Origin of the sequence: Microbacterium sp. No. 7, from assembly GCF_001314225.1 — a bacterium.
In the GTDB taxonomy this organism is placed as follows: domain Bacteria; phylum Actinomycetota; class Actinomycetes; order Actinomycetales; family Microbacteriaceae; genus Microbacterium.
The window spans coordinates 2,443,846-2,464,521 of sequence record NZ_CP012697.1 but is presented as its reverse complement, the minus strand read 5'-3'; the positions used below and the strand labels follow the sequence as shown (position 1 = coordinate 2,464,521).

The window sequence follows — 20,676 nt, the reverse complement described above, 5'->3', positions numbered from 1 at the left end:
CGGCCGCACCTCATGGAAGCCGGTCGCCGTGGCGCTACTCCACCGTGCGCAGGCCGGAGCGGACGATCACGACGCCGTCGCCGAACTCGTCGTCGGCCGCCCGCTGCAGCGTGCCGTCGTCCCACGGGACGTCGAGCCACACGTAGCCGTCCATGACCGTCACGCCGACGAGCGGGCCGGAGAGCCGCGCGCCGAGCTCGTCGGCGACGCGCGTGAGGGCGTCCTCGTCCGAGGCGCCGGGCGTGCCGCCCGTGGGGTCGGGGAGCGCCGGCGGATCGTAGAGGGCGAGCAGGATCGGCGGCCGCGTGACGGTGAGGCCCGTGCCGTCGTAGGCGCCCTGCACGGCGTACATGCCCCACGTCGCGTCGCCCGACGACTCGCTGCCGTCGACGCCGTCCCACGACCAGCCGTGCAGCGGGACGCCGTGGCACTGCGGGGGATAGGACTCCATGATCATCCCCTGACACAGCTGCGCGTCGCCCGCGACGTCCATGACCATGCCCGTGCCGACGACCTCCGACGACGGCGGCGCGGGCACCAGGGACTCCAGCGGCGTCGCGGCGGGCTCGGGACGGCCCTGACCCGTCGCGCACGAGCCGAGGACGATGGCGGAGGCCGCGACGATCGCCGCCGTGAGGAATCGATGACGCATACCCCTCGAGTGTCGCGCCGGCCGGCATCGTCTCGCGCGCGGCGCGCACCCGGTCAGAGGAAGGCGTAGAACGTCGACAGCAGCTCGTCGAGCGCGTCTGTCTGCTCGAAGTCGGTGAACAGCTGCGTGACGAGGAGGATGTTGTTGCTCGCGGCATCCAGCGACGAGATCACGACGCTGTACGTGCCCGAGCAGTCCCACGTCGAGAACACGCCCGCGTAGTAGCCGTCGTCGTAGGGCTGCGCCACGTCGATCGCGCTGCAGGCCCCGAACTGCCCGGTCATCTGGGTCAGCAGGTCGTCGGGGGTGCGGGCCGCGTCGGCGCTGGCCATGAGCTGCACGCCCGGCGCCGAGGCGCTCGCGAAGAACGCCTGCAGGTCGGGAGCGGCGCTGAGCGAGTACCACGTCGCGCCGTTGCTGTCGGTGAAGCCGGCGCCGTCGACCTGCGCCCAGTCGCGGGGCACCGAGACCTCGAGGACGTTCGCGTCGTCGGCGACGAGGACGAAGCCGCCCGTCGCCACGTCTTCGCCGCCCCCGAAGACACCGGTCTGCACGACCTCGATCGCCTCCCCGTTGACCTGCCCCTCCAGCAGCTCGTCGGTCGACGGCCGGTAGACCTCGACCGTCATCGTCGTCTCGGGGCCCTGCGTCTCGAGCACCTGGCAGTAGTCGCTGAGCGTGGCGTCGGATGCCAGGCTGACGCCCGCGAGCTTGAGCACGAGGTCGCCCGGCTTGATGCCCGCCTTGTCGGCCGGCCCTCCGGCGCGCACCGACTGCGCCCACACGCCGTAGAGCGAGCCGTCGCCGCTCGACCACGCGTGCGCGTTGATGCCGAGCGTGAGCACCGCCTCGCCGCCGGCCATCTTGTCGACGACCTCGAGCGCGACGTCGCGGTGGATCGCGTAGTTGTAGTCGAGCGTGTTCTCGCCCGCGAAGTTGATGCCGACGACCGCCCCCGACGCGTCGATGAGCGGGCCGCCCGAGTTGCCGCCGCGCACGCGGGCGTCGTGCTCGATGACGTGCTGCAGCGACGCCCACTCGGTGTCGAGGGGGAAGTCGGCCTTCGAGACGATGCCGCGGGTGAGCGTGAACTGCTCGGCGGCGCCCGCGGGGAAGCCCGCGGAGTAGACGTCGAGGGCGGTCTTGATCTCGCCCTCGTGCCACGACAGGTACGGGTACGTCCCCTCGTCGAGCTGGATCACCGCCAGGTCGAGGCACTCCGACGAGCCGAGCACCTTGGCGTTGACGTCGTCCTCGCCGCCGACCGCGACGTCGAGCGTGCCGGCGCCCGAGACGACGTGGTTGTTGGTGACCGCGATACCCGACTCCGAGATGATGAACCCCGATCCGATCCACCGGTTCTCGGCGGGCGCGACCGAGCCCGGGTCGATGAACGTGCCCTTGCCCTTGATGTACACGGTCGCGGTCTGCACGTCGTCGAAGCCCACGCTCGACGCGGCGGGCGGCGCCGACTGCGACGGGTCGACGACGGGGATCGCGGCCCCGCATCCGCTCAGGGCGACCGCGAGCGACGCGACGAGCGCCCCTCGGGCGAAAGAGAGTACACGGCGGGTCTGGGGCTCTCGGTGCATGTCGGCTTCCTCGGGGATCATGCCTGTCAGGGAGGCGGCGCCACCGCATGCGGGCGCTGTCATTCCGCATGATCCCACGGCGGCGTGCTCTCCGCTAGGTCTTCGTGGACCCCGATGGTGCATGGCGGCGTCCGGCGGGGTGTAGCATGGCGTTATGCGCTTCGGTGGCCTCCTTCTTCTTAGCCGCCGCGACGAGACCTCGTAGATTCAGGGCCTCCCTCGTCGCGGAGCTTGGTGTTGGCCCGAATTCATCTGACGAGACAGAAGCGACAGCATCATGGAGAACAACCAGAAGCCCTCAGCCATGCCGGTGCACCGGTATCGCCCGTTCCACGAGATCGTGCGCGTGGACCTGCCCGATCGCACGTGGCCCGACAAGCGCATCACGAAGGCGCCGCGCTGGTGCGCCGTCGACCTGCGTGACGGCAACCAGGCGCTCATCGACCCGATGAGCCCCGAGCGCAAGCGCATCATGTTCGACCTGCTCGTGCGGATGGGCTACAAGGAGATCGAGGTCGGCTTCCCGGCCGCGAGCCAGACCGACTTCGACTTCGTGCGGCAGATCATCGAAGAGGGCCTGATCCCCGACGACGTCACGATCCAGGTGCTGGTGCAGGCGCGCGAAGAGCTGATCGCCCGCACGTACGAGGCGATCCGCGGCGCCAAGCAGGCGATCGTGCACCTGTACAACTCGACGAGCACGCTGCAGCGCGAGGTCGTCTTCCGCACCGATCAGCAGGGCATCATCGACATCGCCCTGAACGGCGCGCGGTGGTGCAAGCAGTACGAGGCGACGATCCCCGAGACGACCGTGTACTACGAGTACTCGCCGGAGAGCTACACGGGCACCGAGCTGGAGTTCGCGGCGGAGATCTGCAACAGGGTCATGGAGATCTTCGTGCCGACGCCCGAGCGCAAGGTCATCCTGAACCTGCCGGCCACGGTCGAGATGGCGACGCCGAACGTCTACGCCGACTCGATCGAGTGGATGAACCGTCACCTGAACCACCGCGAGAACGTCATCCTGTCGCTGCACCCGCACAACGACCGCGGCACCGCGATCGCGGCGGCCGAGCTGGGCTATCTGGCCGGCGCCGACCGCATCGAGGGATGCCTGTTCGGCAACGGCGAGCGCACCGGCAACGTCGACATCGCGGCGCTGGGCATCAACATGTTCACGCAGGGCATCGACCCGCAGATCGACTTCAGCGACATCGACCAGATCAAGCGCACGGTCGAGTACTGCAACCAGCTGCCGGTCCCCGAGCGTCACCCGTGGGTCGGCGACCTCGTCTTCACGGCCTTCAGCGGCTCGCACCAGGACGCCATCAAGAAGGGCTTCGAGTCGATGGACGCCCGCGCGGCCGCCGAGGGCAGGCCCGTCGACGAGATCGAGTGGGCCGTGCCGTACCTGCCGATCGACCCGAAGGACCTGGGCCGCTCGTACGAGGCCGTCATCCGCGTCAACTCGCAGTCGGGCAAGGGCGGCGTCGCGTACCTGCTGAAGGCCGACCACGCGCTCGACCTGCCCCGCAAGCTGCAGATCGAGTTCTCCGGCGTCGTGCAGGCCAAGACCGACAGCGAGGGCGGCGAGGTCTCGAGCGACCAGATCTGGGCGATCTTCACCGACGAGTACCTGCCGGCTCCCGCCGACGACGACAAGTGGGGCCGTTTCGAACTGCTGTCGACGCGCACGCAGAGCGACATGACGGGCGACGTGACGCTCGAGGTCACGCTGCGCGACGGCGACGAGACCGTGTCGGCGTCGGGGGTCGGCAACGGTCCCGTGGCGGCCTTCCTCGAGGTGCTGCGCAGCCAGGGCTTCGACGTCGCGGTGTACGACTACGTCGAGCACGCCCTGAGCTCGGGCGGCGACGCGAACGCCGCCGCCTACGTCGAGCTGCAGGTCGACGGCGACCGTCTGTGGGGCGTCGGCATCGACGGCGACATCTCGACGGCGTCGCTCAAGGCGATCGTCTCGGGCGTCAACCGCGCGATCCGCACGCGCAGCCGGGCGGGTGAGCTCGCCGCCGTCTGAGGCTGAACAGGTCTGCGGGGCGCATTCCGCTCCCGCACGGCGATACCGAGGGCCGCGGGCCACGAGCTGGAACGCCCTCGTCGCCAGGACGCACGCGATGGATGCCGCGACAAGCGGCGCTCCCATCGCGTGCGTCGGCGTTCACGGGACGCGCCGGCCGTGTACGGCAGGATGAGAGCATGACCGAGCCCACGACCGACGACGGCGCCGCGGCGAGCGCACGCCTCGACCTCCTCTCCGCGGTCGACGTCGTGCGCGGCCGGCTCACGGCGACGACGCTGCCGCTGGAGGGCGCCGGCGTCGACGCCGCGCGCGAGCGCCGGCGCCGTCTGCTCGATCAGATCGACGACTATCTGCTGCCCCGCCTGCGGGCCGCCGGCGCGCCGCTCCTCGTCGTCGTGGGCGGGTCGACGGGGGCGGGCAAGTCTACGCTCGTCAACTCGCTGCTGGGCGAGCCGCTCACGACGCCCGGCGTGCTGCGGCCGACGACGCGCTCGCCCGTGCTCGTGTTCCATCCCGCCGATGCGCCCTGGTTCGCCCCCGAGCGCGTGCTCCCGAACCTCGTGCGCGTGCACACGACGCGCGGGGCGGCGGAGCCGGACGACCGGCGCGACGGCACGGCGGCGACGGGCGTGCGGGCGCTGCGGCTCGCGCCGTTCGCGGGCATGCCGCCGGGCCTGGCGCTGCTCGACGCGCCCGACATCGACTCCGTCGAGGACGCCAATCGTGCGCTGGCCGCGCAGCTGCTCGCCGCCGCCGACCTCTGGCTGTTCGTCACGACCGCCGCGCGCTACGCCGACGCCGTGCCGTGGGACCTGCTGCGCGACGCCGCGGCCCGGCACGCGCAGATCGCCCTCGTGCTCGACCGCGTCGACCCCGGCAGCGAGCCCGTCGTCGCCGACCTCGAGCGGATGATGGCGGAGAACGGGCTCGCCGATGCGCCGCTGTTCGTCGTCCCCGAGAGCGCGCTCGACGATCAGGGCATGCTTCCGGCGCACGCCGTCGCCGAGGTCGCGGGCTGGCTGACCGACCTGGGCGGCGATCCCGACGCCCGCGCCGACGTCGCCGTCGCGACCCGCGACGGCGTGCTCGCCGATCTCGTCGCGTCGGTGCGGGAGGTCGCCACCGCCGCCGATGCGCAGGCGGAGTCGGCCGAACGTCTCACGGGGGTCGTCGCCGCGGCGTACGCCGACGCGCTCGCGACGCTGCAGAAAGCGACGACGGATGGCGCGATGCTGCGCGGCGAGGTGCTGACGCGCTGGCAGGACATCGTCGGGACGAGCGACCTGATGCGGACGATCGAGCGCGGCGCGAGCCGCCTGAGAGACCGGGTGACCGGCTTCTTCCGCGGCGGCGAGCCCGACGTGCAGCCCGTGGAGCGTGCGCTCGCGAGCGGCGTCGAGGCCGTCACGATCGACGCGATCGAGACGGCGCGGGAACGCGTGCGAGCGCTGTGGCGAGGCGACCCGGCCGGCGCCGGCATCCTCGTCGACGCGCACGCGACGGCGGGCGTCACCGGCGTGGGAACGGCCGAGATGCGGGCCGCGGTCGCCGAGCAGGTGCGGCTGTGGCAGGGCGACGTCCTCGAGATCGTCTCGGAGCAGGGCGCGGGCAAACGCGGCCTCGCGCGCGGCCTGAGCCTCGGCGTGAACGGCCTCGGCGTCGCCCTGATGCTCGTGGTCTTCGGCAGCACCGGGGGTCTGACGGGCCTCGAGGTCGGCGTCGCCGGCGGCACGGCCCTCGTCGCGCAGAAGCTGCTCGAGGCCGTCTTCGGCGACGACGCGGTGCGCCGGCTCGCCGCCGAGGCGTCCCAGCGCCTCACCGACCGGCTGTCGGCGCTGCTCGACGCCGACGCCGGCATCGCCCTGACCGCCGTCGCAGCGCTGGGCGTGTCGCCACGGGCGGGCGACGAGCTGCGGACCGCCGCCGACCTGCTCGCGCGCGCGGATGCCGCGGAGCACGCCGCGCGCGTCGCGCGTCCCGAGCGGGGTGCGCGTGTGCCGGCGCCCGCGCTGCGGGGCGCCGAGCTGAGGGGCACGGAAGGCCGTGGCGTCGCGGCGCGCGGTGGCGTCGCGGCCGAGTCCGAGCGGTCGTCCGACGCCGCGGACGCGGCATCCGGATCCCGTACGCGCGGGTTCTGGAAGCGCCTGTTCGGCGGGGGCGACTGATGGCGCGGCTCACGCTCGCCGACCGCGTCGTCGCGCTGCGCTCGGCGATCGACGCGACGCGGGGGCGCATCGCCCCGGAGGTCGTGGAAGCCGCCTCCGCCGTGCTCGCGCGGGCGGAGGAACGCGCGCAGCTCTCCGCCGAGCACACGGTCGTGGCGCTCGCGGGTGCGACGGGCGCGGGGAAGTCCACGATCTTCAACCTGCTGGCGGGCGCCGACGTCGCCCGCACCGGCCGGCAGCGGCCGACGACGGCGTTCCCGCTCGCGGCGGTCGCCGAGACCGCCGAGCTGCGGCCCGGCTCGGCGGCCCTGCTGGACTGGCTGGGCGTGAGCGAGCGCCACGAGCTCCCGGTGTCGGCGCGGCACCCGCGCGGCCTCCTGCTGCTCGACCTGCCCGATCACGACTCCGTGGTCACCGAGCACCGGCTGCGCGCCGACCACGTGACCGAGCGCGCCGACCTGCTGATCTGGGTCACGAACCCGCAGAAGTACGCCGACGGCGTGCTGCACGATCGCTATCTCGCCCCGCTGACCGGTCGCGACGACGCGGTCGCGGTGGTGCTCAACCAGCTCGACCGTCTCGATGCCGCGGCGGGGCGCCAGGTCGTCGACGACCTGACCCGGCTCGTCCGGGCGGACGGCTTGTCGGCACGCGTCATCGGCGCCTCCGCGTCGACCGGGCAGGGCATCGACGAGCTGCGTGAGCTCATCGTGCGCGCCGTGGCACGCCGCGAGAGCGCGACGGCGCGGATGACGGCCGATGTCCGCGCCGCCGCCGCGACCCTGCTCGACGCGCTGCCGGCCGCGCACGACGCCCGCGGAGAGCAGGCGCAGGCGCGCCGCCGGCTGCTGGCTGCGCTCGACGACGCCGCCGGCATCCCGCTCGTCGTGGACGCCGTGCAGCGCTCGAGCGTGCGCGACGCGATCGTGCGCACCGGATGGCCGCCGTCGCGCTGGGTGCGCCGCCTGCGCGCCGACCCGCTGCGGGTGCTGGGCCTGCGCGGCGATGCGAAGCGAGGGCAGGACCCCTCGGCGGGCGAGGTCGTGCGCACCTCGCTGCCTCCCGCATCGCCGGCGGTGAGGGCGCAGCTGTCGACCGCGGCGCGCGACTACGTCGCCGGGGTGTCGCCATCGCTGCCCGCCCGGGCCGGCGAGGAGCTCAGCGCGCGAGCCGTCGCCGCGACCGCCGACGTCGGCGATGCGCTCGACGTCGCGGTGGCCCGCACCGTGCGGCTGCGACCCGCGCGCTGGTGGTGCGTCGTCGACGCGCTGCAGTGGCTGCTGCTCGTCGCCGCGGTCGCCGGCGGTGTGTGGCTGGGCGGGCTCGCGGTGCTCGACTACCTGCGCGTGCCCACCGAGGGACTCGTCCCGGCGATCGACGTCGGCGTGCTGGAGCTGCCGTGGCCGACCGTGCTGCTCGGCGGGGGCGTGCTCGCGGGCCTCGTGCTCGCGGGCCTCGGCCGGGTGTTCGGCGGCGTCGGCGCGCGCAGGCGCGCCGCGCGGGTCGGCCGCGAGCTGCGCGCGAGCGTGCAGCAGGTCGCCGACGACCGCATCCTCGGCGCCGTGGACGCCGAGCTCGCCACGATCTCCGCGGCCCGTGCCGCCGCCGAGCGCGCCGCCCAGCCGAGATGAGCACGGGCCATGGGATGGGTTTCGATACGCCGCCTCCGGCGGCTACTCAACCAGCGGGGTGAGCGGCGCGGGTTGCGGGGGCATCCCGCCCCGCTGGTCGAGTGCTCGCGGCGAAGCCGCGAGTGTATCGAGACCCTCGCCACGGTCCGTTACATGGGTTTCGATACGCCGCCTGTGGCGGCTACTCAACCAGCGGGGGTGTGGGCCGAGCAGGTGGGTGCGTCCCGTCCCGCTGGTCGAGTGCTCGCGGCGGAGCCGCGAGTGTATCGAGACCCTTCCCATGGTCCGTTACATGGGTTTCGATACGCCGCCTTCGGCGGCTACTCAACCAGCGGGGTGGGGGTCCGGTGTGTGGGGGGCGTCTGGTCCCGCTGGTCGAGTGCTCGCGGCGAAGCCGCGAGTGTATCGAGACCCTTCCCACGGACCGTTACGCGGGTTTCGATACGCCGCCTGCGGCGGCTACTCAACCAGCGGGGGGCGGCTACTTCACGGTGCGGATCGTGGCGGTCTCCATCGCGACCTTGCGGCGGTGCAGCGCGCGCTGCTCGGGCAGTGAGATGTCGAAGACGACCGCGAGCAGGCGGATGATCGTGGTCACGGCGATGCACACGATCGCGGCGGCCACGAGCGGCACCCCGAGCGCGTGCAGCACGGCCAGCACGCCGCAGCCCGCGGCGGCGGCCACGGCGTAGAGCGAGCCGACGTGCATGATCGCCACGGGCAGGCCCATGAGCATGTCGCGCAGCACGCCGCCGCCGACGGCCGCGCACACGCCGATGAACATCGCGGGGACCGGCGGGAGGCCCAGACCGAGCGCCTTGCTCGTGCCGAAGGCGCCGAACATGCCGACGACGACGGCATCCAGCGCCACGATCACGCCGTTGAGCCGGCGGAACAGGCCCGACAGCAGCATGCCGACGAGCGCCGCCGAGATCGCGGTGATCAGGTACCAGTCGCTCTGCATCGTCGCGAGCTCCACGTCGAGCAGCAGGTCGCGGATGAGGCCGCCGCCCATGCCGATCATGACGCCGATGATCGCGACGCCGAGCAGGTCGAGGCGCCGCTCGCCGCGGAAGCCCGAGGCGAACAGGGCGCCCTGCACACCGCCGAGGCCGACGGCGGTGAGGTCTGCCCAGAGCGGAATCGTGAAGAGCGGCTCGGTCACGCCTCCATTCTCTCGTGCGGCGGGATAATCGAGGAGTGCCCACCTACCGTGACGAGGCCGTCGTCCTGCGCACCCACAAGCTGGGCGAGGCCGACCGCATCGTGACGATGCTCAGCCGCCGTCACGGCAAGATCCGCGCCGTCGCGAAGGGCGTGCGCCGCACGTCGTCGAAGTTCGGCGCACGGCTCGAGCCGTTCATGGTCGCCGATCTGCAACTGCACCAGGGACGCTCGCTCGACGTCGTGCAGCAGGCGGAGTCGCTGGGGTCGTACGGCACCGACATCGCGGCGCACTACGACCGCTACACGGCCGCGCACGCGATGGCCGAGGCGGCCGACCGGCTGAGCGACGCGGACGCCACGCCGCAGCAGTACCTGCTGCTCGTCGGCGGGCTGCGCGCCCTCGCCCGCGGCGACCATGCCGCACGCTCGGTGCTCGACTCGTATCTCCTGCGCGCCATGGCGCTCTCGGGGTGGGCGCCCGGGCTCGACGACTGCACGCGCTGCGGGCGCCCCGGCCCGCACGAGTGGTTCATCGCGCAGCTGGGCGGCGTCGTGTGCGGCGCCTGCGCGCCCGCGGGCGCCGCACGGCTGCGGCCCGAGACCGGCGCGTTGCTGCGCGCCCTCCTGGCCGGCGAGTGGGACGCGGTCGAGGCGACGGATGCCGGTGCCCACCAGGCGGCCTCGGGACTCGTCGCCGCCTACGCGCAGTGGCATCTCGAACGCGGCATCCGCTCGCTCTCGCATCTGGAGGTCGCCCCATGAGCCCCAAGCCGTACACGCACCGCGACGCCGTGCCGTACCGGCCGCTCGACTGGACCGGCATCCACCCGCCCGCCTTTCCGCGCGGAGCGGTGCCGCGGCACGTCGCGATCGTGATGGACGGCAACGGCCGCTGGGCGAACCGCCGCGGCCTGCCGCGCATCGAGGGGCACAAGGCCGGTGAGGAGGTGCTGCTCGACGTGGTCGCGGGGGCGATCCAAGCCGGTGTGACCCACCTGAGCGTCTACGCGTTCTCGACGGAGAACTGGGCGCGCTCGCCCGACGAGGTGCGCTTCCTCATGGGGTACAACCGCGACGTGCTGCACCGTCGGCGCGACCAGCTCAACGAGTGGGGCGTGCGCGTGCGCTGGGCGGGCCGTACCCCCCGCCTGTGGGGCTCGGTCATCAAGGAGCTGCAGTACGCCGAGCGGCTCACCGCCGGCAACGACGTCATGACGCTCACGATGTGCGTCAACTACGGCGGGCGGCACGAGATCATCGACGCGATGCGATCGATCGGCGCCGACGTCGCGGCGGGGCGCATCAAGCCGTCGGCGATCACCGAGAAGACGCTGCGGCGCCACCTCTACGTCCCCGACATGCCCGACGTCGACCTCTTCGTCCGCTCCAGCGGCGAGCAGCGCACCTCGAACTTCCTGCTCTGGCAGTCGGCCTACGCCGAGATGGTCTTCCTCGACACGCTCTGGCCAGACTTCTCCCGCCGCGACCTGTGGCGGGCGATCCAGCTCTACCTCAACCGGGACCGCCGCTTTGGCGGCGCCGTCGACGCGCCCACGGCGTAGCCGACGCCGGCCCGAATCACATGGTCGAGGCGGCCACAGGCAGTTCGATGTACGACGCCTCGAGGCGGAGGGTGTGCCGGTTCGGGATCCGACGTGTCGCGAGCATCGGGTTCTCGCCCGTCCCGGGACTCGCAGGGAAGTGCGGGTGCGCGCCTCCGGCGATGGCGACGCGGATGCGGTGCCCGGAACGGAAACGGTGGGCGATCGGGGTGAGATCGATGCGGATCGTCCCGTCGGCACGGACCCGTCGATCTCCCTGGGCGACGTTCCGTGAGCGGCCGCGTTCGTCGATGTCGGACACCCGGACGAAGATGTTGGAGTCGGGCTGCTCGGCCGAATGATCCAGGACGACGACGATTCGTCCGTGCACCTCGAGATCGGTCTCGAGGGACTCTGAGACGACGGCGAACACGTCATCGCGTTCCGCGACGGCCTTGTCGTCGGCGTAGCCGCCTCCGAACAGGAGGGGGCCGCCCGGAAAGACCGGCGGATCCGCCGGATCGAAGGAGAACGACACGTCGCTCGACGTCGCGGTCTCGGCCAGTGCGCGGGGCGTGAGATGAAGGCGACGCGGCGCCGTCGCCGGCGGCCACGTCTCCAGATCGCGCCATTCGTCCGCTCCGGTGACGTGAAGGTGCACGCGTGACCTCCGTGTCGGTCCGGCGCCGGCGAGATGGGTGCCCAGCCATTCGAGGGCCTCCTTCACCAGCATCGGCCCTCCGCTCGCCCTCGTGTGCTCCCAAGGCCCGACGGTGAGGGCGACATCCGTGCCGCGGGCGCTGAGCCTCTCGAACTGCTCGAGGGACTGCGTGGCGAAGATGTCCTGCCAGCCGGTGGAGATCAACACGGGGACGTCCACGCGCTCGAGCGTCTCGCTGAGATCGAACGGAGCCCAGTAGGGGTCGTCGACATCATGGGTGATCCGATCCTCCAGCCAGGACCGTTGTGCGGGCATGATCTCGAAGAGCTCCTGCGCGATCGCGGGCCGCCGCAGCAGCCGGTGGATCGGCTCGCCCTTCGTCAAGGCATGCCGCACGGATCGCAGCGGGCTCGTCTCCTGGACGTCGAGCAGGGCCGCCCAGACCGGCAGGGCGGACGTGAAGGTGCCCGAGCCCCAATGGAACCTCGTGACGTCGTGAGGTCCCACGACGATGACGGCCGCTTTGTGATCCGGCTGCGGCTCGGAAAGCAGCGCCCACTGCGTCCACCCCAGGTAGGAGGCGCCGAACGATGCGAAAGCCCCCGTGTACCAGGACTGCTCGCGCATCCAGGCGACGACGTCGCGGAAATCGCTCCCGTCGTGGAACATCGGGTTGAACGCGCCGCCGGATCCGAACGACCCGCGAACGCTGGTCGCCAGCACGTGATAGCCCTGGGATGCGTAGATCCCGAAGACCAGGCGCGCAGCGATGCCGGCGCGACCGTACGGAGTCATCGCCACGAGGGTCCCGCGAGCGTGGCCGACGGGGGCGTAGTGCGCGGCTTTCAGGACGGTGCCGTCCCCGACCGCGACCTCGTGCTCCGTCGTCGAGTAGGCCCGACCGCGCGGCAGCCCGTTCGCCCGGGTCAGATAGCGGTCAAGCAGCCCGTAGCGGGGCTTCGTCATGCAGACTCCTCGGTCGTGGGTGTGCCGGGCCGCATGCCGCTGCCGGCGCCTCCCATGCTGACAGCGGCGTCCGTCCGTCAGAACCGCCAGGCGCTCCAGGAACCCGAGGGCGACCCCCGCCATTCGAGCGCATGGCCGTCGTGCATCCGGATCGGCGACGCGCATGCCGGCGCGTCTGCGCGGATGGCGGAGGCCGGGAGGCGATATCCGGGCTGTCTGGCGGTAGCGCGGCCATCGGGCCACGACCGAAGCTCGAGGGGTGATCACCTTGGCACGCCCGTCGGGTGAAGCTCTTCAAAGGAGAAACGTGTCTGAATCGCCGGCGAACACCCTTCCGTACCGGGAGCTCTGGAATCGCAGTCGGACCGATCGCGAGGGATTCTGGCTCGATGCGGCGCACGCCGTCGACTGGGAGACCGAACCGCTCGCTGCGCTCGAGGAGCGCGGCGATTCCGAGTGGCAATGGTTCCCGGGAGGAGAGCTCAACGTCTCGTACAACGCCCTCGACCGCCACATCGAGGCCGGGCGCGGCGACCAGACAGCGCTCGTCTACGACTCCGCAATGACCGGCACGAAGCTCCGCCTGAGCTACTCGGAGCTGCGCGACCAGGTCGCCCGATTCGCAGGAGCGTTGCGCGAGCAGGGCGTGCGGAAGGGCGATCGCGTACTCGTCTACATGCCGATGACGCCGCAGGCGGCCGTCGCGATGCTCGCCTGCGCGCGTATCGGCGCGATCCACTCCGTGGTGTTCGGCGGCTTCGCCGCCAGCGAGCTGGCCGTGCGCATCGCGGACGCGACCCCGAAGGCCATCGTGACCTGTTCGGGCGGAATGGAGCCCGGCCGCCCGGTCGAGTACCTGCCCATCATCGACCGCGCCCTCGATCTCTGCGGCGGCGCCGATGCGGGCGTCTCCTGCGTGATCGTGCGTGACCGGGACACGGTGCCCGGTGCCGCCGCCGACCATGCCGACGACGGCCGCACGACGTGGCTCGACTGGGAGCGGATCGCGGACGCGGCTGCCCCCGCCGATCCGGTCCCCATGCGAGCCGAGGACCCGCTCTACATCCTCTACACCTCGGGCACCACCGGCAGCCCGAAGGGAATCGTGCGCGATACCGGCGGCTATGCCGTGGCCCTCGCCTGGACGATGAAGCACATCTACGACATCGGTGCGGGCGACACCATGTTCACGGCCTCCGACGTGGGCTGGGTGGTCGGTCACTCGTACATCGTCTACGGCCCGCTGCTCGCAGGCGCCACGACCGTGGTCTTCGAGGGAAAGCCCGTCGGCACCCCCGATGCGGGCGTGTTCTGGCGGATCATCGAGGAGCACGGTGTGAAGACGATGTTCACCGCGCCCACCGCCTTGCGCGCGATCCGGCGCGAGGATCCCGGACTGACCGAGCTCGCGAAGCACGACGTGTCGTTGCTGCGGGCGCTGTTCCTCGCGGGGGAGCGCACGGATCCCGAGACCTGGCACTGGATCAAGGACGGCGTCGCGGTTCCCGTCGTGGATCACTGGTGGCAGACCGAGACCGGATGGGCGATCTGTGCGATCCCGCTCGGCGTCGAGCGGCTCGAGGAGAAGGCCGGATCGACGGCCGTGCCGATGCCCGGCTACGACGTGCATATCCTCGACTCGAGCGGCCGGCGGGTCGTCCAACCCGGCGCAGAGGGCAACATCGCGATCAAGCTGCCCCTCCCACCCGGCAATCTGCTCGAGATCTGGGGCTCGAGGCAGCGCTTCGTGGACTCCTATCTCTCGGCGTTCCCGGGCTACTACGCCACCGGCGACGCCGGCCACGTCGATGAGGACGGCTACCTCTTCGTCATGGGTCGCACCGACGACGTCATCAACGTCGCCGGGCACCGACTCTCCACGGGGTCGCTCGAGGAGATCCTCACCGAGCATCCCGCGGTCGCCGAGGCCGCGGTGATCGGCGTCGCGGATCCGCTCAAGGGCCAGCGAGCCGCCGGCTTCGTCACCCTCAAGCACGGCTCCGGCATCGACCACGACCAGCTGGCGATCGAGCTCATCGCGCTGGTGCGCGAACATCTGGGCCCGGTCGCGTCGTTCCGCGACGTCACCGTCGTGGAACGGCTGCCCAAGACCCGCTCCGGCAAGATCCTGCGCAAGACCATGCGGCAGATCGTCGACGGCGAGGAGTATCGCATGCCGGCCACGATCGAGGACCCGACCGTGATGGACGATCTTGTCGCGGCGCTGTCCGACACCTACCACGCACCGGCGACCACGACCGTCACGACGGTGCGGCGAGATGCGCCCGCCAACGGCTGAGCGCCGCCCCGAGACCACCAACCAGAAGGAGATCATCATGACCTGGCCATCCGGCGAGACCGCATTCGTCACCGGCGCAGCCTCGGGAATCGGACTCGGCATCAGCAGAGCGCTGGTCGCCGCGGGAGCCAGAGTGGCACTCGTGGACATCGACGGCGATCGCCTCGCAGCGGTGGCCGAGGAGCTCACGGCCGCAGGCGGCATCGTCGTGCCCATCGTGCTCGACATCAGCGACGCGAGCCAATGGCTGGATGCCGCGGATCGCGCCGAGAGCGCGCTGGGCCCGGTCTCGATCCTGTGCGGCAATGCCGGCGTGAGCGGTTCCGCCCCGATCGACGACCTCACCTTCACGGTGTGGAAGTGGGTGCAGAGCATCAACATCGATGCGCAGTACCTGGGCGTCGAGACGTTCCTGCCTCGTTTCAGGGCGCGTGGCGGCCGCGCACACATCATGAGCACCGCATCGATGGCGGGGATCGTGCCGATGGTCAACGTCGCCGCCTACGCCTCGTCCAAGTTCGCGAGCGTCGGGTTCCACATGGTGCTGCGCGATGAGCTCAAGGACACCGAGATCGGCGTGTCACTCCTGACCCCCGGAACGGTGGCCACCCGGCTCGCCCACACGGACGAGGCGCTGCAGGCCCAGCTCGTCGGGCGGCAGGCCGATGCTGCCGCGGTCGAGCACAACAACGCCCAGCTCTCGCTCGGCGCGGATCCCGACCGTGTCGGAGAACAGGTCGTGCAGGCCATGCGGGACCGGCGGTTCCTCATCGTCACGCACCGCGAGTGGGCGCCCCTCGTCCGGCGCGTCCACGATGAGATCGAGCAGGCGTTCGCCGACTTCGACGGCCGGCACGGCGCAGATCCCACACCCGCCGCGCTGCTCGAGGGCGGCTACGCCGCTGCCGGCTGAGCAGCCTCGAACGGGCGGTGCCGTCAGGACCGGGACCGGTGCCGACGGCATCGCCCGTCGCCGTATCGGCGGCCGTCAACGATCGGGTTCCAGCCGTCGCAGGATCTCGGCGATCACATAGCGCGCCCGACCGCCCGTCGTCCGCGGGTCGTATCCGAGGGTGTGCGTCAGATGCCTGTGCTTGGCCTGCAGGGTCGAATGGTGGAGACGGAGCTCGACGGCGGCGGAACGCACGCTCTCGGCCTCGACCAGGACGCGCAGCGCTTCCGCCTCCGCACGGTCGAGGCGCGAGAGCACGACGACATCGTGGTGCGGCGTGTCGTGATCGTATCCTCGGACCAGGGGGAGCAGCGATCCGAGATCGACGGCGTCGAGCATCGGAAGGTCCTCGGTACTCAGTCGGTAGGCGATGACCGCGTCGTCCCACGACTCCGGGGCATGATCGGCACGGGTCCAGAGGCCGAAGCCCGCACGCGTGGCCTGCACGGGCTCGCCCGTCGTGTCCAGCGACGCCTGCAGCAGGCCGTAGCGGGTGGGCACGATGGATGAGAGCGCTCCCGTCTTCGGGGCATCCGGCGCGGTGGCGATGAGCCTGATGCGCGCGCTCTGAGCGATCCTCAGCCGTGTCAGCATGGTCGAACGCTCCTCGATCGAGCGTGTCGCGTCGATGACGACGGCGAATCCGCCGGAATGATCGTGGCGGCTCTCGAGCAGGGCGAGGGCGTGCGCAAGGCGCTCGACGATCATCTCGTCGTTGGCGTGCAGCGGCCCGCTCCGTTCGAGCCAGACGCGGCCCGCGCCGACCGCGGTGCCGGGTCTTCTCTCATCGGCGTCGCCGCTGCCGCTCACCCTGCGGCCGGCGGAGTCGAACCGGACGACGCGGCCCTGTCGCTCGGAGCCCGCCACCGTCCCGGAGAGCACCGCCGCGGCGCGCAGCAGCGCGTCGTGCCCGGCACCGTTCACCGAGAGCGCATCGAAGTACGCGACGACTTTGAGGCTTTCGCCTACTCCCGGATCGAGAGCGGGCAGTCGGCCTGCGAGTTCCTCCATTGCGGCTCCATCACCCTGTGCGCGCCAGTCTATCGAGAGGGATCCTGCGGCGCGGGCGCGTCGCCGCTCCGCGCCAGACGGCGGGAGCACGGGGCGGGAACTGCGTCGGTCCGGCGGTGTTCGGCAGGGCGTCTCGATTCGTAGCGTGGGAGCGCGTCGAAGGACCGACGTGCTCGAGGGACGAGCCGCATCGAACGAAGGAGTTCTCCATGACCGAGACCATTCCCCGCCCGCCATTCGATCCGGAACTGGAGGCGGTGCTCAACGCGAGCCCGGACGCCTACCCGACGACGGTCACGGCGGACATGATCCCGTTGCTGAAGGTGCCGACGCTTCCCGAGTTCACCGAGGCGCTGCTCGAACAGTTCGACGTCGAGGTCAGGGACGTGGAGATCGAGGGATACCGAGGAGATCCGATCGTCGTCTCGATCTTCACCGCCAAGGGGAGGACCGGCACCGGACCGGGCTTCTATCACACTCACGGCGGAGGCATGTTCGCCGGCGACAGGTTCGGCGGCATCAATCAGTTCGTGGAGTGGGCCGCACGGTACAACGGGGTCGTGGTCTCCGTGGAGTACCGCCTGGCTCCCGAGTACGAGGACCCCTATCCGGTGGAGGACTGCTACGCCGGGCTGGTGTGGACCGCGGAGCACGCCGACGAGCTCGGCATCGATCCGAGCCGTCTCATCATCGGAGGGGCCAGCGCCGGAGGCGGGCTCGCCGCCGGCACGACGCTGCTCGCCCGCGATCGAGGAGGCCCCGAGCTCGCGGGATCGCTCGTCATCTATCCCATGCTCGACGACCGCAACGACACCGTCTCGGCCCGCCAGATCGACGGTGTCGGCGTCTGGGACCGCACCAGCATGGAGACCACCTGGAACGCCTATCTCGGCGACCGCAGAGGCACCGACGAGGTCTCGGCCTACGCAGCTCCCGCGCGCGCGACGGACCTCTCCGGGCTTCCGCCGACCTACCTCGATGTCGGTTCGGCCGAGGTCTTCCGCGATGAGGTGGTCGCCTACGCGAGCAGGATCTGGGCCGCCGGCGGCGATCTCGCCCTGCACGTCTGGCAGGGCGCGTTCCACGGCGCCGACATGATGGCGTGGGACACCCGGATCGCTCACGAGATGCGTGACTCGCGCGACAAGTGGATCAGGCACCTCCTCGACTGAACATCGGTCCTCTCGTCGGACGAAGGACGGAGGCACCGCCGTGGAGCTGACGGCTCGGCGGTGCCTCCGTCGTTCGTCGCGGACGAGGAGGCGATCGGGAATACGAGGGCGAGGTGCGAGCGTTGCACCGACCATGACGGATGCCATCAGAATCGACGTGTGGAGCGACATCGCGTGCCCGTGGTGCTACATCGGCAAGCGCAATCTCGAGAAGGGCATCGCGACGGCCGAGGCCGGTCCCGTCGAGGTCGTGCTGCGCTCCTATCAGCTGGCACCCGATGGCCCCGTCGACTTCGAGGGCGACGAGCTGGAGTTCCTCGCCACGCACGAGGGCGTGCCGCGAGAGCAGGCGCAGGCGATGCTCGATCGCGTCACGAAGGCCGCCGAGGCCGCCGGCCTGGAGTACCACTTCGAGCTGCTGCAGCACACGAACACGCACGCCGCCCACCAGCTGCTGCAGTTCGCGAAGGAGAAGGGCCGTCAGCTCGAGCTCGGCGAGCGCCTGATGGCGGCGTACTTCACCGAGGGCCGTCACCTCGGTCGTGAGGACGAGCTCGTCGCCCTCGCCGTCGAAGCCGGCCTCGACGGCGACGAGGCGCGCGCCGCGCTGCGCGAGGGCGCCTACGCCCGTCGCGTGCAGGCCGACATCATGCGGGCCGCGGGCCTGGGCATCCAGGGCGTGCCGTTCTTCGTCTTCGACAACAAGTACGGCGTCAGCGGCGCGCAGGCGCCCGATGCGTTCGCGCAGGTCATCGCGCGGGTGCGCGCCGAGCGCGACGCCGCGTCTCCCCAGGCCGCGACCGACGCGATCTCCGGGTCGTCAGGATCTGCACGGTGAGAACGGAGATCAGCACGATCCCGAGGCCGATCCAGCCGATGGGCTTCAGGCGATCGCCCGCCAGGGTGACGCCGATGAGCGCCGCGTAGACCGGCTCGGTCCCGAGCAGCAGGCTCACACGGCTGGCCGAGGTGCGGCGCACCGCCCACATCTGGACGAAGAACGGGAAGACCGTGCAGACGACGACGAGGTAGACCATGCGCAGGGAGTCGGCGCCGTCCATGGCCGACAGATACCGCAACGGGGAGCCGCCGGTCAGCACCGCGAGGCCCGTGAAGACCCCGGCGCACGTCAGCATCTGCCAGAACGTGAGGCTCAGGTCATCGACCGCGTGCTGAGCGGAGCTCCGCTTGACGACGGTCACGTGGACGGCGCGCGCGACGGCGGCGCCGAGGATCAGCCAGTCGCCGAGCGCCGGCGCCGTGAGTCTCCCGTTCATGCTCAGCAGCACGATGCCGAGCAGCGCGGCGACGCTCCCGAGCACGAACGTGCGCGACGGCCTGGTCCTGGTGACGAGGGCTTCGAGCAGCGGAGTGAACACGATCGTCAGGCTGATGATGAGTCCGGCGTTCGTCGCGCTCGTGTGCGCGATCCCGAAGGTCTCGAGGACGAACACGGTGCTCAGCATCAGCCCGTAGATCATCCCCAGCCGCATCGAGGGGCGTGAAGGAGCCCGCCTGCCGATGACCAGGAGCATGCCGAGCAGGGCCGCGGTGGACAGCATCCGCACGCTGAGCATGCCGAGCACGTCGCCGCCCTCGAGGAGCTCCTTGGCGACCCAGTAGGTCGACCCCCAGCTCGCGGCGACGGCCATCAGAAGGAGATCCGCACCCACGGAGGATCGGCCGGATGCCGCCCTGCTCCGGTTCATGACGCAGCGGTCCCGCCCGCGGCTTCTGCGAGTGTGATCGTGTCCATGCGGGGTGCGCGTCCTGTCCGTTCGGGAGTCGTCTCCGAGCCGCACGCGGCCGGCCGAGCTCTCGGCTGCGCGCGTGGCGAGCAACAGGATGATGGACATCACTCGGGAGCGTCAATTCGCTGACGTCCGAGCTACATCGACCTTTCAGGACGGCTGCACGGTGGGGTCGTCCCGCAGTTCCGCTGCGACCTGTCTCAGCAGGCCGAGCACCCGCCTGACGGATGAGCGCTCCGCGTTCTCGGGCCGGGACAGGACGTCGATGTGCCGCACCAGCGGGAGGCCGTGCAGGGGGCGCAGTGCGAGCCGGTCCGGGAGCAGCGTCGACGCGGCGAGACGCGGCATGATCGCGATGGTCTCGCTGGATGCGATCACCTCCGCGGCGACGGAGAACTCGTTGATCTCGTGCACGACGTGCGCGGGCTCGCCGACAGCGGCGGAGATGTGCTCGAGCACGCCTCTGAGGGGGAACCCGGCGTGGACGGCCACCCACTTCTGGCCGCGCAGATCCGTGGGCCGGAGCCGTCTCCGCTTCGCCAGCGGATGGGCGGCCGACATCGCGATGTCCATCGGCTCGCGAAGGAGCGACAGCATGGCGATGCGATCCGTCGGCCAGTGCGGCTGCTGCGGCAGACGGTGGGCGATCACGAGATCGTGATCCGCGGTCAGGCGCACGAACTCCGACTGCGCGACGTCTTCGTCGGAGAAGACCAGCTCGGGATCCTCCGGACCGCGTGCCGTGAGAAGCCTCCCGAAGAGGGCGACCCCGGCGCTGTGGAACGCCGAGATCCGGATCGGCCTGGCGTCCTCCGTCAGGAACCGCTCGACGGCGTCATCGGCACGAGCCATCGCGCGGGCCACGATCACCCCGGCCTCGGCGAGCGCCTTCCCGACGGTGGTCAGGGAGAGCCGTCGGCCGTCCTTCACGGTGAGTGGCACGCGAGCCTGAGCCTGCAGCGCGGCGAGCTGCTGGGACACCGCCGAGGGCGTGACCTGCAGTGCCTCGGCGACGGCGCTCACGCTGCCGCGGTCGCCGAGCTCACGCAGGATCCTCAGCCGGTGGGAGTCCATG

Annotated in this window: 16 protein-coding genes; 9 read left to right on the top strand and 7 right to left on the bottom strand. The window is 71.2% G+C overall.

The window, feature by feature from the left end; translation table 11 throughout:
* Window positions 1-34 precede the first annotated feature (34 nt).
* Window positions 35-652: a hypothetical protein gene (locus AOA12_RS11385; protein ID WP_054682825.1), complete on the bottom strand. Its 618-nt coding sequence runs from the start codon at window positions 650-652 to the stop codon at window positions 35-37.
* Between the two features lie 53 nt (window positions 653-705).
* Window positions 706-2,244, bottom strand: coding sequence for a S1C family serine protease (locus AOA12_RS11380; protein ID WP_197280910.1), 1,539 nt, complete (start codon window positions 2,242-2,244; stop codon window positions 706-708).
* Between the two features lie 277 nt (window positions 2,245-2,521).
* On the opposite strand from AOA12_RS11380, the gene leuA reads away from it, so the two are divergent.
* From leuA to AOA12_RS11365, 3 genes are all read left to right on the top strand, one after another.
* On the top strand, window positions 2,522-4,282 hold the full coding sequence (gene leuA / locus AOA12_RS11375; protein WP_054682823.1) for a 2-isopropylmalate synthase: 1,761 nt from the start codon (window positions 2,522-2,524) through the stop codon (window positions 4,280-4,282).
* 179 nt (window positions 4,283-4,461) lie between these two features.
* The gene (locus AOA12_RS11370) at window positions 4,462-6,450 is read left to right on the top strand and encodes a GTPase domain-containing protein (RefSeq protein WP_054682821.1); all 1,989 of its coding nucleotides are present in this window, start codon (window positions 4,462-4,464) and stop codon (window positions 6,448-6,450) included.
* Window positions 6,450-8,081 carry a GTPase gene (locus AOA12_RS11365; protein WP_054682818.1) on the top strand — a complete coding sequence of 544 codons (1,632 nt, stop codon included), beginning with the start codon at window positions 6,450-6,452 and terminating at the stop codon, window positions 8,079-8,081. The genes AOA12_RS11370 and AOA12_RS11365 overlap by 1 nt, the downstream gene beginning before the upstream one ends.
* 481 nt (window positions 8,082-8,562) lie before the next feature.
* Here AOA12_RS11365 and AOA12_RS11360 read toward each other — a convergent pair whose 3' ends face one another.
* On the bottom strand, window positions 8,563-9,246 hold the full coding sequence (locus AOA12_RS11360; RefSeq protein WP_054682816.1) for a trimeric intracellular cation channel family protein: 684 nt from the start codon (window positions 9,244-9,246) through the stop codon (window positions 8,563-8,565).
* Window positions 9,247-9,281: 35 nt separating this feature from the next.
* Between AOA12_RS11360 and recO the strand changes: the two genes are divergently transcribed.
* Together recO and AOA12_RS11350 are read left to right on the top strand one after the other, a co-directional pair.
* On the top strand, window positions 9,282-10,010 hold the full coding sequence (recO, locus tag AOA12_RS11355; protein WP_054682815.1) for a DNA repair protein RecO: 729 nt from the start codon (window positions 9,282-9,284) through the stop codon (window positions 10,008-10,010).
* Entirely contained in the window at window positions 10,007-10,810 is an 804-nt protein-coding gene (locus tag AOA12_RS11350) for an isoprenyl transferase (RefSeq protein ID WP_054682813.1), read from the top strand. Before recO ends, AOA12_RS11350 begins: the two co-directional genes overlap by 4 nt.
* A gap of 16 nt (window positions 10,811-10,826) precedes the next feature.
* Here the strand turns inward: AOA12_RS11350 and AOA12_RS11345 are convergent, their stop codons facing one another.
* Window positions 10,827-12,416, bottom strand: coding sequence for a CocE/NonD family hydrolase (locus AOA12_RS11345; protein WP_054682811.1), 1,590 nt, complete (start codon window positions 12,414-12,416; stop codon window positions 10,827-10,829).
* A gap of 307 nt (window positions 12,417-12,723) precedes the next feature.
* Between AOA12_RS11345 and AOA12_RS11340 the strand changes: the two genes are divergently transcribed.
* Window positions 12,724-14,715: an acetate--CoA ligase gene (locus tag AOA12_RS11340; protein WP_082406180.1), complete on the top strand. Its 1,992-nt coding sequence runs from the start codon at window positions 12,724-12,726 to the stop codon at window positions 14,713-14,715.
* A gap of 37 nt (window positions 14,716-14,752) precedes the next feature.
* Window positions 14,753-15,628: an SDR family NAD(P)-dependent oxidoreductase gene (locus AOA12_RS11335; RefSeq protein ID WP_054682808.1), complete on the top strand. Its 876-nt coding sequence runs from the start codon at window positions 14,753-14,755 to the stop codon at window positions 15,626-15,628.
* Between the two features lie 75 nt (window positions 15,629-15,703).
* Here AOA12_RS11335 and AOA12_RS11330 read toward each other — a convergent pair whose 3' ends face one another.
* Window positions 15,704-16,678 carry a hypothetical protein gene (locus AOA12_RS11330; RefSeq protein WP_054682806.1) on the bottom strand — a complete coding sequence of 325 codons (975 nt, stop codon included), beginning with the start codon at window positions 16,676-16,678 and terminating at the stop codon, window positions 15,704-15,706.
* Window positions 16,679-16,887: 209 nt separating this feature from the next.
* Here AOA12_RS11330 and AOA12_RS11325 point away from each other — a divergent pair, with 209 nt between their 5' ends.
* Together AOA12_RS11325 and AOA12_RS11320 are read left to right on the top strand one after the other, a co-directional pair.
* Entirely contained in the window at window positions 16,888-17,850 is a 963-nt protein-coding gene (locus tag AOA12_RS11325; protein ID WP_054682803.1) for an alpha/beta hydrolase, read from the top strand.
* A gap of 133 nt (window positions 17,851-17,983) precedes the next feature.
* A complete protein-coding gene (locus AOA12_RS11320; RefSeq protein WP_054682801.1) occupies window positions 17,984-18,688 on the top strand; it encodes a DsbA family oxidoreductase in 705 nt (234 codons plus the stop codon).
* On the opposite strand, the gene AOA12_RS11315 is transcribed toward AOA12_RS11320, so the two are convergent.
* Both AOA12_RS11315 and AOA12_RS11310 read right to left on the bottom strand, forming a co-directional pair.
* A complete protein-coding gene (locus AOA12_RS11315; RefSeq protein WP_335337359.1) occupies window positions 18,600-19,559 on the bottom strand; it encodes a DMT family transporter in 960 nt (319 codons plus the stop codon). The two genes, AOA12_RS11320 and AOA12_RS11315, sit on opposite strands and share 89 nt — an antisense overlap.
* Window positions 19,560-19,751: 192 nt before the next feature.
* Window positions 19,752-20,675, bottom strand: coding sequence for a LysR family transcriptional regulator (locus AOA12_RS11310; RefSeq protein ID WP_054682797.1), 924 nt, complete (start codon window positions 20,673-20,675; stop codon window positions 19,752-19,754).
* Window position 20,676: the final 1 nt, after the last annotated feature.

Excerpts from the sequence above, each read along its gene's own strand:
- leuA (WP_054682823.1), top strand. The coding sequence starts at position 2,522 with ATGGAGAACAACCAGAAGCCCTCAGCCATGCCGGTGCACCGGTATCGC.
- AOA12_RS11345 (WP_054682811.1), bottom strand. The coding sequence starts at position 12,416 with ATGACGAAGCCCCGCTACGGGCTGCTTGACCGCTATCTGACCCGGGCG.
- AOA12_RS11315 (WP_335337359.1), bottom strand. The coding sequence starts at position 19,559 with ATGAACCGGAGCAGGGCGGCATCCGGCCGATCCTCCGTGGGTGCGGAT.
- AOA12_RS11310 (WP_054682797.1), bottom strand. The coding sequence starts at position 20,675 with ATGGACTCCCACCGGCTGAGGATCCTGCGTGAGCTCGGCGACCGCGGC.
- AOA12_RS11335 (WP_054682808.1), top strand. The coding sequence starts at position 14,753 with ATGACCTGGCCATCCGGCGAGACCGCATTCGTCACCGGCGCAGCCTCG.
- AOA12_RS11325 (WP_054682803.1), top strand. The coding sequence starts at position 16,888 with ATGACCGAGACCATTCCCCGCCCGCCATTCGATCCGGAACTGGAGGCG.
- AOA12_RS11370 (WP_054682821.1), top strand. The coding sequence starts at position 4,462 with ATGACCGAGCCCACGACCGACGACGGCGCCGCGGCGAGCGCACGCCTC.
- AOA12_RS11380 (WP_197280910.1), bottom strand. The coding sequence starts at position 2,244 with ATGCACCGAGAGCCCCAGACCCGCCGTGTACTCTCTTTCGCCCGAGGG.
- AOA12_RS11350 (WP_054682813.1), top strand. The coding sequence starts at position 10,007 with ATGAGCCCCAAGCCGTACACGCACCGCGACGCCGTGCCGTACCGGCCG.
- AOA12_RS11330 (WP_054682806.1), bottom strand. The coding sequence starts at position 16,678 with ATGGAGGAACTCGCAGGCCGACTGCCCGCTCTCGATCCGGGAGTAGGC.
- AOA12_RS11385 (WP_054682825.1), bottom strand. The coding sequence starts at position 652 with ATGCGTCATCGATTCCTCACGGCGGCGATCGTCGCGGCCTCCGCCATC.
- AOA12_RS11365 (WP_054682818.1), top strand. The coding sequence starts at position 6,450 with ATGGCGCGGCTCACGCTCGCCGACCGCGTCGTCGCGCTGCGCTCGGCG.
- AOA12_RS11320 (WP_054682801.1), top strand. The coding sequence starts at position 17,984 with ATGACGGATGCCATCAGAATCGACGTGTGGAGCGACATCGCGTGCCCG.